Below are 13087 nucleotides of genomic sequence, written 5' to 3'. Positions count from 1 at the left end.
GTCAGATCTTTCCTAGGGGTTCAGCGGAAACGGGCGGCGTCCGGGTCGGCCGCGGCGACTGGCCCGTCTCGTCGAGGAAGCCGCGCGGCGGAAGGTGGTACGGCGGCTCGGCGCCGGCCGGCAGGAGCGCGGGCTCCCGCTCGCGGGAGTCGAACTCCGCGCCGACCGCCGCGAGCGTCTCGGGCTGCTCGACCAGCGTGACCGCCGCCGTGGCCAGGTAGCGGGCGGCGGCCAGCAGCCCGGCATGTGCGATCGGGGTGCCGGTCGCCGCGGTGGCCGCCCACGAGTGCAGGGGCACCCCGAGCGGCACCACGGCCGCGACCAGGCTGAGGTGCGGCGCCGTCCAGCTCACCTCGGAGGTGTCGCTGGACGGGCCGCCGAGGTCAGGACCGGCGGGCGGGCGCAGCGGCAGCACCTCGCCGGCCAGGCCGGCGGGCGGCCGGCCGATCGCCGCCTGCAGCCGCCGCGCGAACGCGTGGTCGGCGTCGGTGAACACCGGCGGCCCCAGCTCGCTCATCGTGTGGTGCAGCAGCTCGGCGCCCGCCCGGTTGCCGAGCCCCTGCCGGATGGCGGTGACCAGGCGGTGCTCCAGCCGGGTCCCGCTGCCGGCGGCGGCGGCGTGGGCGCAGGTCACGACCTGGTCGTAGAGGGTCCTGGCGGCGGCGGCCGTGGACTCGCGGACATAGACCCAGACCGTCCGCAGGTCGGGGGTGACGTTGGGGGCGCCGCCGCCGCTGATCGTGTAGCTGACGCGGCCGGAGGGGGAGACGTGGCCGGCGCGCAGGCGCTCGACCATCTCCGTCAGCAGCAGCGCGCCGTCCAGGCCGCTGCGGGTGCCCAGCGGGTTCGAGCCGTGGCCGGGCGAGCCGAGGAAGGAGAACGTGGCCGAGTACAGGGCGCTGGTGACGTCCCAGCCGGTGCCGGTTACGGGGGCGGGGTGCCAGTCGAGGAAGGCGTCCAGCCCGTCGTAGGCGCCGTCGCGCACCGCGTACGCCTTCCCGACCAGGTGCTCCTCGCCGGTGGACGCGAACACCTTGATCGTGGCCCGGTTCCCCAGTGCCGTGGCGGCGGCGATGGCCGCGCCTGCCGACGCCGCCGCCAGGGCGTTGTGGCCGCAGCCGTGGCCGGGGCCGTAGGCGGGGGCGTACTCGTCGCCCTCGAACGCGACCGGCTCGTGCCGGGCCGCGCCGGCCCGCTGGGACAGGCCGGGCAGGGCGTCGTACTCGACGTTGAAGCCCAGCACCGGCCCCCGGTCGCCGTGGGTGGCGACGAACGCGGCAGGCAGGCCGGCCGTGCCCCACGCGATCGTGAAGCCGTGCGCGCGCAGGAGCGCGGCGGTGGCCGGCGCCGAGCGCCATTCGCGCAGCGACGGCTCGGCGTAGGCCCAGATCCGGTCGGCGAGCCCGGTCAGCGCGGCGGCGTTCTCGGCGATCCAGCCCGCCGCCGTCATGGCCCTGCTCATGGCCCTGCTCACGGCCCTGCTCACGGCACTGCTCCCGGGCGCCGTCATGGCGCCGCTCCCGCGGGGGCGTCCACGCCGAGGTCGGCGAGGAGCCGGCGGCGCAGCTCGACGAAGTCGGGGTCGGTGCGGTCGCGCGGCCGGTCGAGCTCGACCCGCACATCGGTGACGAACGTGCCCGCGCGCAGCACCGCGATCCGGTCGGCGAGCAGGATCGCCTCCTCCACGTCATGCGTGACCAGCACCACGGCCGGGCGGTGCCGGGCGCACAGCTCGGCGATCAGGTCCTGCATGTGCAGCCGGGTCAGGGCGTCCAGCGCGGCGAACGGCTCGTCGAGCAGCAGCAGCTCCGGCTCGCGTACCAGGGCCCTGGCCAGCGCGACCCGCTGGGCCTCGCCGCCGGACAGCGTCGCGGGCCAGGCGTCGGCATGGCTGCTCAGCCCCACCTCGGCCAGGGCCGCCAGGCCCTTGGCGCGGGCGGCGCGGCCCTGCCCGATGATCACGTTGGCGAGGGCACGCTTGGACGGGACGAGCCGCGGCTCCTGGAAGACGACGGTGCGCACCGGCGGCACCAGCACGCTGCCGCCGCCGGCCGCGTCCAGCCCGGCCAGGATGCGCAGGAGCGTGGTCTTGCCGGTGCCGCTCGCGCCGAGCAGCGCCAGGAACTCGCCGCGCCGCACGTCCAGGTCCACCCCGTCGAGCACGGCCCGCTCGCCGAAGACCTTGCGCAGCCCCCGGGTGCGTACGGCGAGGCTCATCGGATCGTCACCGCCCTGCGCCAGGGCATCGTGACCCGCTCGGCCAGCCGCAGGGCCAGGTCGGCGGCGAGCCCGATCACCGCGTACAGCAGCACGCACAGAGCGAGGATGTCGGTGCGCAGGTAGTCGGTGGCCCGGGCCATGAGGTAGCCGAGCCCGGCCGTCACGTTGATCTCCTCGGCGGCGATGAGCGCGATCACGCTGAGCGTGGTGGACAACCGCAGCCCGGCGAAGATCGACGGCAGCGCGCCCGGCAGCACGACCTCGCGGGCGACGGCCAGCCGGCCCAGTCCGAACGAGCGGGCCGCCTCGACGACCTTGCGGTCCACGTTGCGCACCCCGCTGGAGACGTTGATGTACATGGGGAACGTGCAGGCCACCCCGATCAGCAGGATCTTGGACGCCTCCTCGATCCCGAACCAGACGATGAACAGCGAGGTCAGCGCCAGGAACGGGATGGCGCGCAGGGCCTGCATCGAGGAGTCGACGAGCTCCTCGCCGAGCCGGGTGAAGCCGGAGACGACGCCCAGCGCCAGCCCCGTGGAGGCGCCCAGCAGCAGGCCGAGCCCGGCCCTGGTGACCGACACGCGCAGCGCCTCGGGGAGCTGGCCGTCGGCCCACAGCTCGCCGAAGGTGTCGACGACGTCCTGAGGGCCGGCGAGCACGTCCTGGGTGAGGGCGCCGGTGGCGGTGGCCGCGTACCAGGCGGCGAGCAGCAGGACGGGGCCGGTGGCGCGCAGCGCGAGCGTGACGGCCGGATGGCGGCCGGACGAGCGCGGCGGCTGTGGCGCGACGAGCCCTTCGACGCCGGCCTCCGCGTGAGTGGCCACGCTCATGACCGCGCGCTCCCGAGCGTGTTCACGTCCACGACGTGCTGGGAGACGTCCAGCGGCGCGGTGAGCACCTTCTGGTCGAGGAAGAACCTCGCCACGTCCTGATATTTCGTGATTTCGGCGGCGGTGACCGCCTGGACGGGCCTGCCCTTCTTCTGGATGCCGACCACGAGCTCCTTCTGCTCGCCCTGCACGGCCTGCGGGCCGGTCTGGGTGAAGACGTTCAGGTACGCCGCCGGATCGGCGATCTCCTTGGCGCTGCCCTCCTTGATGAACGCGAACAGCGCCTTGACCACTTCGGGATGCTCCTGCAGCAGCTTGTTGGCGGCCACGTAGATCACGTAGTTGTCCGACTTGATCGCCTCGCCGTCGGCCAGGACGCGCGCGCCCAGTTGGGTGACGGCGGGGATGAGGAAGGTGGAGAAGGTGGACCAGGCGTCCACCTCGCCCGAGCCGAAGACCGGCGCGGTCTGCGGCGGCGGCAGATAGACCCGCTTGACCTTCTCGACCGGCACGTCGAACGTCTGCAATGCCTTGAGCAGCAGGTACTCGCTGGTGCCGCCGTGCCCGACGGCCACGCTGCGCCCGGCCAGATCGGCCACGGACCTGATCGGCGAGTCCTTCTTCACCACGATGCCCTCCCCGGCCAGGTCGGGCGGGACGGTGGCGAAGATCTTGAAACTGGGCTTGACGGCCAGCGCGGTGACGCCGGAGGTGATCGAGCCGGTGGCGATGTCGAGCGAGCCCGCGTTGATGGCCTGGGCGGCCGGGGCGAACACGGAGAAGTCCCCGGCCCACTTGACCTGGGCGTTGACCTTGGCCAGGGCCGCGTCCAGGCTGCCGTCCTTCTTCGCGACGGCCAGGAAGCCGCTGTTGCCGGGGTCGGAGATGCGCACGACGACCTGCTCCTGGCCGGCGGCGGTGGTGGTGGTGTCCGGGCCGCCGCAGGCCGTGGCCAGGAGGGCGAGCGGAAGGGCGAGCAGCAGCTTACGCATGGGTGACTCCTTGGAGCGGGGTGTGGTCGGCCCAGGCGGCGACGTCCACGGGTGATTCGAGGAAGCCGTGGCCGCGCAGGAAGCGCTCCTGCTCGGCCAGCAGGTCGAGGCGTTCGGCGGACAGGTCGAGGTGGAGCGAGGCGCCGGGGCGGTAGGCCGCGGCCACGCCGGTCGCGCCGGCGCCGGTCTCCGCGCCCAGGATCCTGGCCACCTCGGACGGGTGCGCGGCGGCCCAGTCCGCGGCGCGCAGCAGGACGGCCAGGAAGCGGGTGACCACCTGCGGATGCTCGTCCAGCAGGCGCTGGTGGACGGTGATCGGGCGGGGGGTGCCGTTGTTGATCCGCGCGCGCCGGTCCGGCACGGCGTCCAGGTCGATGCCCACCTCCGCGCCGTGGCGCAGGGCGGCCTCGACGGCGAGCGCGCCCTTGACGTAGACCGCGTCCACCCGGCCGGCGGCCAGCGCGGCCAGCTCCGCCTCCCACTGGCCGCCGTCTGGCTCGGCCTCGACGTCCACCAGTTCGGCGTCACCGAGCCCGAGCCCGGCCAGGGAGAGCGCGCCGTGGAAGCCGCGCAGGGCCATGGCCCGCCAGAAGTCGATGGCGATGCGGTGCCGGGGCGCCGCCAGCCGCAGGCCCTTGAGCTGCTCGGGGCTCTCCAGGGCGGTGCCGCCGCGCACCAGCACGACCTGCCGCTCCTCGATCCAGGTGAGCCCGATGAGCCTGGTCGCCTCGCCGCGCGAGCGCGCCCACAGCGCCGGTACGTTGCCGCCCTCGCGGAACAGGCCGGTCAGAGCGTGGGTGTAGTGGGTCTCGCGGGGCACGCCGGGGTCGTCGTCCTGCAGCGAGCGGACCTCGATCCCGTCGCCGGCGAACTCTCCCGCCAGCCAGCCCTGGTCGGCCGCGATGCCTGTGGCGGTGGGGACGGGACAGCGGGTGAACCAGATGGCGTCGAGTGCGGCTGTGGTCATGGGCCAGAGTTTGCTTGTAAATTGGTAGGGAATGCAAAGATTGTCCCGCGATGCGGGAAGCGTTCCCGGCTGGACCGGCTTCCACCTGGTCCCCGATCTCCCTACTCGGAAGACGGAGTTTCCCGCATGGCAACAGACGACAGCGTCCAGTCGGTGCGCAGGGCGATCGGCCTGCTCGGCTGCTTCGGGGGCGGTGACGCCTCGCTCGGCCTGTCCGACCTGGCGCGCAGGATGGGGCTGTCCACCTCGACCACCCACCGCCTGGCCAGGACGCTGGCCGCCACGGGCTTCCTGGAGCAGGAGGCGCGCACCGGCCGCTACCGGCTGGGGCCGTCCATCACGGAGCTGGGGCAGCTCTCCTTCCACCGGCGCGGCCTGCACCGCATCACCCCCGAACTGGCCGAGCTGGCCCGCATCACCTCCGCCACCGTGGACCTGGCCGTCCGCAACGACCGGCACGCGGTCATCCTGAGCGGCGGCTCGCTCAACCCCGACAGCGGCGCCGGGCTGCGCCGCCCCCTGCACTCCACGGCTCTGGGCAAGGTGCTGCTGGCCTGGGACCCGGAGGGCAGCGCCGACCTGGAGGCGCTCGGCCCGCTGCCGGCGCTGACCGGCCGCACCATCGTGGACCACGCCGAACTGCGCGAGGAGCTGGTCCGCGTGCGCGAGTCGGGGTATGCGCTCAACGACGGGGAGTCGGGCGACGGCATCCGCACCGTCGCGGTGCCGGTGCTCGACCGGCACAACCACGTCCGCTACGCGCTGGCCGTGCGCTCCACGCCGCTGGTCATCAGCGACGCGCGGATCGACTGGTTCGCCGCGCACGCGCGGGCCTGCGCCCGCGCGCTGGAGGTGCTGCTGATCCCACCGGCCGAGCGCCGCCTGCGCCCCTCCGCCTGAGTCACGGCAGGCGGCGCCGGCCGGCGGTGGTGACGCGCAGGCCGAACTCCAGCGGCGGATGCGCGCGGCCGAGCCGGTCGGCGAGCCCCTGGGTGATTTACGGGGAAGGCGTGACGGAGGCGAGGAGCGCCAGCTTCTCGGCGCTGCCGGTGCCGGGGTCCGGGTGCAGGACGATGAGCGTCTGGCCCGCCGCGCCGCTCACGCCCAGCCTCTCCCGGTTCAGCCACAGCTCACCGACCTGGGGATGGTCGAGGCGCTTGGCCGCGCCTTCGCACGTGTTCACGTCGTGACGGGCCCAGAGCCTGCTGAACAGCGGGCTGGCGAGGGAGAGCTCGCCGACGAGTTCGACGAACCGGGGATCGTCGATGTCGGCGCCGACGGACTTGCGGAAGCCGGCGACCATGCCCTGCGCGGCGTTCTCCCAGTCCGGGTAGAGAGCCTGCTCGGCGGGGTCGAGGAACACGTCCCGCAGGCGGTTGCGCCCCGCCGCGAGCCGCGGCGACAGGGTGGTCGCCGGCGCGTTGGCGGCCAGGACGTCGAAGGAGCGGCCCTCCACGTACGCGGGCAGCGCGAGCGCGGCGACGAGCTTGGCGATGCCCGTGGGAACGCTCTCCTTGCGGGGCCGCCGCCGTCGCCGCCGGGGATCGCCCGCCCCGAGGCGCAGCAGATAGGCCGTCGCGTCGTCGTCGAGCCGCAGCACGCGCGCGAGGGACACCAGCACCTGCGCGGACGGGTTGCGGTCGCGGCCCTGCTCCAGGCGCAGGTAGTAGTCGGCGCTGATGCCGGCGAGCATCGCGACCTCCTCCCGGCGCAGGCCCGGCACCCGCCGTACGCCCACGGAAGGGATGCCGGCCTGCTCAGGAGTGACGAGCTCCCGGCGGGCGCGTACGTATTCGCCCAGAAGGTTGGATTCGCCGCCCATGCGCCCCACGGTAACGGCGCACCTCGGCGCGTGCCTGGCCCCCTCACCCCCAGGATCGTGAGGGCTCTGGCTGCGCCGGCGGACGAGCGGAAACCTCACTCGGGAACGAACACCCCTTTGATGAGCAAGGAGCCGCACATGTCAACGTACGTGCTGGTACACGGGGCCTGGCACAGCGGACGATGCTGGGAGCGGGTGGTCCCGCTCCTGACCTCGGCCGGGCATCAGGCGGCCGCGCCGTCGCTGACCGGCCTCGGTGACAAGGCCCATCTGCTCGGCCCCGAGGTGGGACTGGACACCCACGCCGGCGACATCGTCGAGCTGATCACCGCGAACGACCTCATCGACGTGATCCTGGTCGGCCACAGCTACGCCGGGCTGGTCATCTCCTCGGTCGCCAACCGCATCCCGGAACGCATCGCCCACCTGGTCTACCTCGACGCGATGGTCCCGGAGGACGGCGAGAGCGCGGTGGACGTGCAGCCCGTCACCCAGGCCCTCATCGACCGCGCCGCGCAGTCCGGGACCGGCTGGCGGATCCCGCCGATGCCCGAGCTGCCGCCGCCCCTGGGCCTGTTCGGGGTCACCGACCCGGCGGACGTGGCCTGGCTGCGGGCGATGCTGTCGGACCAGCCGGCGCTCTGCCTCCAGCAGCCGGTCCGGCTGGACAACCCCGTCACGCACGCGATCCCGCGGACGCACATCCACTGCGTCGCGGGCGTGCCGGAGGGCATCACGCGGCGGCCCGTCCCGGCGACGCAGCCCAACGGCAGCCCCGCACAGGTGTGGGAGCTGCCGACGGGCCACGACTGCATGATCACCATGCCGGACGAGCTCACCGAACTGCTGCTCAAGCTCGCGTGACCCGGTGGCCCGGGTCGGACCGGGATCGTGTCGCCGCGCCCGGCGGCGACATCGGCTGGAGTGCGGGGGAGGGGCCGGACTCGTCGCCGAGGCGCCGAGCTGTTCCAGTGGTGGTACGACCAGGTGCGGTCGGAAACCCTGTCCGAAAGCGGTCACGGTCGAAGGGTGATCTCCCGTGCGCAATCGTCTCTTATGGAGACAAGGCGGCACATCGCCAAGCACTCGGGCAAGGTTCTGGCAGTCGCGAACGCCTCCACCGACCCGGGCGCACGCGTGGTGCAGTTCGAACCCGGTCATGACGAGAACGAGCTCTGGCTGCTCAAGGCCGTTCCCAAGCGCCGGTACGCGGAGTTCGGTTGCACGGGGTGGTCGGGTCCCAGGAACTGCGGCGTGAGGAAGAGCCGGTTCGGAGGCGATCGCGCTGCCTGCGCGATCACAGGCGTCCAAGGACGCAGAGATCCTGGTGTCGCGGCGTCAGTTGGCTGTTCTCCGGCGCAAGGTCGCCGTGCCCCGGCTGTCGTGGGCGGACCGGGCCATCATTTCCGCGCTCGCGCGACTCCTGTACCGACGCCGCCGAAGTCACCTGTTCGTCGCCCCGCGGACGCTCCTGCGCTGGCACGCCGACCTGGTGAGGCGACGTTGGACCTACCTAAGCACGGGCCGGGACGGCCACCGATCCCGACCTGCCATCCGCACTCTGGTGCTGCGCCTGGCCGCCGAGAATCCGGGCTGGGGATATCTGCATCGCTGGGCAGATCGCAGTGCTGGGCCGCTGTGGCACGTACGGCCGGAAAGGCACGGTGAAGGCGCTCCTGGGGAGGTTGTGCTGGCACCACAGCCCATCACCGTCACGATCACGCCGAGCGCTGTGGCGGCATTCCACAGTCGTCCCCACGGGTGACACCCCTCAAGAAATGGAGCTCCTACGCCCCCTTCCAGCACGTCCTGACTACTCGCATTCTCGGTGTTTCCTCATGATCAGAGCGCAGGACATGGGTTGTGGGGGCCTGGATCGCCAAGTCCATCCGGCCAGCCCACGCCACCGGCGATCTTCGCCCACGTCTCCGGAGTCACCCGGAGAGCACGCAAGGCCGAGTCGGCGCAGACGTCACGCAGAGGATCATCGCTGATCCCGCCGACCTGCCACGACATCACCCCCCACCCGGCCGCCGCGCTCATGGCCACCCCGCCGTCGGCGCTCAACGCCACCGCGCCCACCGGGCCCGGCGGCCCGGGCAACTCGGCCAGCAGCACCGGACGCAGCCGGTCACGCAACCCCCACCAGCCGACCCTGCCGCCGTCCTCGCCCGTCACGGCGCCACTCCCGTCGGACGTCAACGCCACGCCGATCATCAGGCTCCGCACCCCCGGCAACGTCGCCAGCCGCCGCGGCCTGGCCGGATCGCCCACGTCCCACACCTGATTCCCCGTCACCGCCGTACGCCCATCGGCGCTCAGCGCACCCGCCCCCCACGGCACACCCGGCCGGGTCAGCACCCCCGCCTGAACCGGACGCGCCGGATCGGCCAGGTCCCACACCACCGCCTTGTCCTCGCTGACCGTCAACGCCCTGCGCCCATCGGCGCTCAACCCCGCCGACAACACCGCCGACGCGTGCACCGCCGACGGCCGCCGGAGCTGCCCGCCGGCCGCGTCCCAGAAGACGACCCCGCCGCCGTCGAAGCCCGCCACGGCCCTCCCGCCGTCCCGCGACAGCGCCACCGCGCTCACCGGCCGCACGCCATCACCCGCCACGACCGTGCGCGAGCGGGAATGACCGCCCATCGCCCACACGCGCACCGAACCGTCGCGACCACCGATCAGGCCGGTGCGGCCATCAGCGGTGAGCGCCACCGCGGAGGCGTCCAGGCGATCCTGCAACGTGCTCGACGCGGTCACCAGCAGGCCCCGCCCGGGAAGACCCTGAGGCGCCAGCTCCCACCGGACGACGCGCTCGTGCGCGTCCGCCGACAGCGCGATCCGCCCGTCGGCCGACAGCGCGAGGTCCCGCACGTCGCTCGCGCCCGGCAGATTGCCCTGACGCCCGGCGAGCAACGTGCCGGTCAGCGCGGCCCGCGTACCGGCATCGGCGTGCAGCTCGACCGCGGCCGCGCCCACGAGCCGCGCGGCCAGGTCATCGACATCACGCAGCCTCACCCCTTGCAGGGCCAGGTCCCTGGCGGTGGCGATCCTGGCGCTCTCACGCCCGTCGGCCACCACCCAGGCCAGCGCTACCAGCAGCACGCCTGTCAGCAGGATCAGGCCAAGACCTGACCACGGCCCACCGCGTGCAGCACGTTGATTCGTCATTCCTCGCGCCATCTGCAAGTAGTCGGGGCGGGGCTCAGGTCCATCGACCGCAGGATCGGGAAGTTGGTCACGTCGAACGTGAGGGTGACTTACTCGCCCGGGTTGCTCTTGCGCAGCTGGTCCCATTTCTTGTTCTCCCAGCTGACGCCATGGTCGAGCAGGATGTTCTCTATGGTGGACAACCCTTTGCAGATGTCGCCGACCACGCCCTTGTACTGTCCGACCACAGGAATCTTATCGACCCACGGGAATCCACTGACCACGTCAATGGTCCCACAGACACCGTTGACCGAGCCAGGCTGCTTGTCCCGCAGTACCTTCTTCTTATCCATATCTGCGTGGGGGAGTAGCTCTGGTAGCAGTGCTCCTCGTACTTGTGCTTGGGGTTCTTGAGGCAGGTCTCGATCGGCCTGTCGTCATATCCAGCCCGCTTCGGGTGGAGAATGCACTCGTCGGCGTGCAGTTTCGCGCATCCTTGGACCCTTCCGGTTTCCACGATGCATTCGAGGTGAGTGAGCCCTCCTCCGAAGCGGGTCTTCGGATCGCCTCCTCGGACATGGCAGTTGGCCAGACGGGGGCCGACTGCTTGTAGCCAGTCCGCCCCGACGGCGCCCAGCTATTTCGTTCGAGCCGTCCTCGCCCTTGGTGTACAGGTTGCGGCATGTCACGTACACGACATTTCCTTCGATGCAGGCGGAGCGTCATGTCCCGCCGGCCCGGCACTTCTCGTAAACCGGGTCGGCGCCATCGCATCTGTTGCCGTTGTGCCGATACTCCTCACACACCTGTGGACGGCATCCTTCTCGCACTGCTGTGTCGTTTTCTTCGTCCCGAACACACACTTCTCGAAGCCCTTCTTGTTGAGGTTCTTCCTGCATTTGTCGTACTGAGTCTTCTTTGGCTTGGTCGTCTTGTGGCCGTCGGGGTCGGTGAGGGGCAAAGGATTGTCGTTGGCATAGGTGGAGCGGTTGAGCTGGACAGAGGAGCTTCCTCACTCGGCCGTGTGCGTGAGGATCGCGTCGGCCAGCTCCTGGTGGATCTCCAGCGGCAGCGTGTGCCCCATGCCTGCCACGATCGTCAGCCGCGCCCCCGGGATCTGCTCGGCGATGATGGCGCCGTGACCCGGTTTGACCGGCTCGTGGCTGCCCTCGATGACCAGCGTGGGCGCCTTCACCCGGTGGAGCACGCCCACCGGCTCGAAGTCGGGGCCGGCCGCTGCGGCCAGCCGGTGGTTGGCCACCGCCGACAGGTCGCGGGCCCGGTCGTAGATGCGTTCCTGCAGCCGGCGGGCCGCGTCCTCGTCGAACGGCAGCCCGGTGCCGTGCAGCACGCGCTGCTCGGCGATCATGCCGTTGATCAGCGCGCGCCGGTCCTGCGGCGGCGGGGCGGCCATCAGCGCGCGGAAGAATTCCACGAACTCCGGCGCCGGCTCCGGCAGGCTGCCCTCGGGCTGCGGCTGCCCCGTCAGGGCCCGCATGAGCACCTGGCCCTCTCCGCCGCCGAGTGGCGAGGAGGCGATGACGGTCAGCGAGCGCACCCGCTCCGGCGCCTCCACCGCGATGAGCTGGCCGAGCAGCCCGCCCGCCGAGTGGCCCACCAGGTGCGCGCTGTCCAAGCCGTGGGCGTCCAGCACGCGGTAGACGTCGTTCTTGATGTCGTCCCAGGTGTACGGCTCGGCCGCGAAGTCGACGGTGCCCGACATGCCGGTGTCGCGGTGGTCGTAGCGGATCACCCTGCGGCCCCCGGCGGTCAGTCGGCCGACGAACTCGTCCGGCCACAGGATGCCCTGCGACATCGAACCCATGATCAACAGGATTGGCGCGTCGGTCTCGGCGCCGAACTCTTCACTCCAAATGTTCACGTTTTGCATGTCTCCCAGCGTGCCGTCCCTGGTGACCGGCGTATTCCGTAGAACTACCGGTGACGCCGGACCCGTACGGGGAGCCGATGCCCAGCGTGCTGATGTTGAGTTTCAGGAGTTTCCGGATTGAATTCGCCCTGGTCTGGGGGCCGCGGAGCGGGCGTCCGGCAAGGCGTGGGGGTGTGAGGCCATGGGAAGAGCACGCGTAGCGGGCTGGTGGAGGCCGGCCGCTCATCGGGGGAGTGGCCCGTCACGTCAACGAAGCCGACCTGCTCGGTAGCGACGAATACAAGGGCGATCAACCCCCTGTGCAGCGCGCCACTCGCGCCCAGCCCGGCAAGGACGCGTAGCAACTTCCTCCGCAGCCAGCCTCGCCTCGAGGTGCGGCAGTCCGGGTGAGCCTTCGCTGAAGGTCCCGACGAGCCATGGGCCCCTGGAGCTTGGCCTGACTATCGGCGGCTGCTGCCGCACGCCCTCACTGTCCTGCCGCCCGGCTCCGACAGCCTGCTCGAAATCTGCCGGTATCTCGGCGCCGCCGGTGACCATCGCTCCGTCCTCGCTCTGGCTCTGCAGCTGTGCGAGCACCGCACCGCACACCTCGGCCCCGAGCACCCCGGCACCCTGGCCGCCCGGCACGAACTCGCCTACTGGACCAAACAAGCGGAGGGAAGGTAGGGCACATACTTGGAGCTCTGTCAGGTCAATCGAACGACATCTCCGCAGGCCGGCGCGTCGGTAGCCATGCCGATCGCAATCCGGCCCCAGGCTGGGCAAGGTCATCCACGGCCGAAACCCAGCCCTCGGCCTCACTGTCCGACCTGCGGATCCGACTGACTGCGGCCCGTTTCTGCCGTATTCCGGTGGCACCCCATGTTCGGTAGGTATGAATCTGAGGATGCGGCAGGGCGGTCAGGTGCGCTGCTGGAACCCATCGACGTCGGCTGCGACCGGGTCAAAGGCGGGTGCAAGGTACTCGGCGACAGCCCGGAGGCACCACGCCGTCACCTCGGGGGCCCGCTCCGCCTCGATCTCACTGTCGAGGTGGGCGCCTGTGATGCGCTCGGCGTCGGCCGGCGGTGTTCAGGGCGTGGCCTTAGGTGCCGCCGTCGGGGGGAGCTGGCCGCTAGGAGCTGTTTCTTAGATCTGCTGACTGATCGTGCCTGCGTCGTCACGATTGACCTATGGGTCGAGGTGACTTAACCAACGCGGAGTGGGAGC

The 13087-nt window shown here is 71.6% G+C and carries 12 protein-coding genes; 2 read left to right on the top strand and 10 right to left on the bottom strand.

The window, feature by feature from the left end:
- Nucleotide 1: 1 nt before the first annotated feature.
- The 5 genes from ACIA8R_RS51820 to ACIA8R_RS51800 are packed head-to-tail and all read right to left on the bottom strand — an operon-like array spanning nt 2 to nt 5012.
- On the bottom strand, nt 2-1486 hold the full coding sequence (locus ACIA8R_RS51820; RefSeq protein WP_397045506.1) for a hypothetical protein: 1485 nt from the start codon (nt 1484-1486) through the stop codon (nt 2-4).
- A 20-nt stretch (nt 1487-1506) separates the two neighbouring features.
- Entirely contained in the window at nt 1507-2217 is a 711-nt protein-coding gene (locus tag ACIA8R_RS51815) for an ABC transporter ATP-binding protein (RefSeq protein ID WP_397045504.1), read from the bottom strand.
- Nucleotides 2214-3053, bottom strand: coding sequence for an ABC transporter permease subunit (locus tag ACIA8R_RS51810; RefSeq protein WP_357700205.1), 840 nt, complete (start codon nt 3051-3053; stop codon nt 2214-2216). Before ACIA8R_RS51810 ends, ACIA8R_RS51815 begins: the two co-directional genes overlap by 4 nt.
- Entirely contained in the window at nt 3050-4045 is a 996-nt protein-coding gene (locus ACIA8R_RS51805) for an ABC transporter substrate-binding protein (RefSeq protein WP_397045502.1), read from the bottom strand. Before ACIA8R_RS51805 ends, ACIA8R_RS51810 begins: the two co-directional genes overlap by 4 nt.
- On the bottom strand, nt 4038-5012 hold the full coding sequence (locus ACIA8R_RS51800) for an ABC transporter substrate-binding protein (RefSeq protein WP_364099012.1): 975 nt from the start codon (nt 5010-5012) through the stop codon (nt 4038-4040). Before ACIA8R_RS51800 ends, ACIA8R_RS51805 begins: the two co-directional genes overlap by 8 nt.
- Before the next feature lie 126 nt (nt 5013-5138).
- On the opposite strand from ACIA8R_RS51800, the gene ACIA8R_RS51795 reads away from it, so the two are divergent.
- Nucleotides 5139-5912: an IclR family transcriptional regulator gene (locus ACIA8R_RS51795; RefSeq protein WP_357700211.1), complete on the top strand. Its 774-nt coding sequence runs from the start codon at nt 5139-5141 to the stop codon at nt 5910-5912.
- A gap of 97 nt (nt 5913-6009) precedes the next feature.
- Here ACIA8R_RS51795 and ACIA8R_RS51790 read toward each other — a convergent pair whose 3' ends face one another.
- On the bottom strand, nt 6010-6834 hold the full coding sequence (locus ACIA8R_RS51790) for a helix-turn-helix transcriptional regulator (protein WP_357700213.1): 825 nt from the start codon (nt 6832-6834) through the stop codon (nt 6010-6012).
- A 138-nt stretch (nt 6835-6972) separates the two neighbouring features.
- On the opposite strand from ACIA8R_RS51790, the gene ACIA8R_RS51785 reads away from it, so the two are divergent.
- On the top strand, nt 6973-7698 hold the full coding sequence (locus tag ACIA8R_RS51785) for an alpha/beta fold hydrolase (protein ID WP_397045499.1): 726 nt from the start codon (nt 6973-6975) through the stop codon (nt 7696-7698).
- Nucleotides 7699-8676: 978 nt separating this feature from the next.
- Here the strand turns inward: ACIA8R_RS51785 and ACIA8R_RS51780 are convergent.
- The 4 genes from ACIA8R_RS51780 to ACIA8R_RS51765 all read right to left on the bottom strand — a co-directional run bounded on the left by ACIA8R_RS51780 (nt 8677) and on the right by ACIA8R_RS51765 (nt 11812).
- Nucleotides 8677-9942 carry a WD40 repeat domain-containing protein gene (locus tag ACIA8R_RS51780; protein WP_397045497.1) on the bottom strand — a complete coding sequence of 422 codons (1266 nt, stop codon included), beginning with the start codon at nt 9940-9942 and terminating at the stop codon, nt 8677-8679.
- Between the two features lie 155 nt (nt 9943-10097).
- A complete protein-coding gene (locus ACIA8R_RS51775; protein WP_397045495.1) occupies nt 10098-10340 on the bottom strand; it encodes a hypothetical protein in 243 nt (80 codons plus the stop codon).
- 332 nt (nt 10341-10672) lie between these two features.
- Nucleotides 10673-10948, bottom strand: a complete 276-nt coding sequence (locus ACIA8R_RS51770) for a hypothetical protein (RefSeq protein ID WP_397045493.1) — start codon at nt 10946-10948, stop codon at nt 10673-10675.
- Between the two features lie 51 nt (nt 10949-10999).
- Complete coding sequence (locus ACIA8R_RS51765; protein ID WP_397045491.1) at nt 11000-11812, bottom strand: alpha/beta fold hydrolase; 813 nt, start codon at nt 11810-11812, stop codon at nt 11000-11002.
- Between the last annotated feature and the right edge of the window lie 1275 nt (nt 11813-13087).

It is taken from the genome of Nonomuraea sp. NPDC051191, assembly GCF_044455665.1.
Lineage (GTDB): Bacteria > Actinomycetota > Actinomycetes > Streptosporangiales > Streptosporangiaceae > Nonomuraea.
Note: the sequence above shows the minus strand (reverse complement) of the source record. Positions and strands in the feature narration are given on the sequence as shown.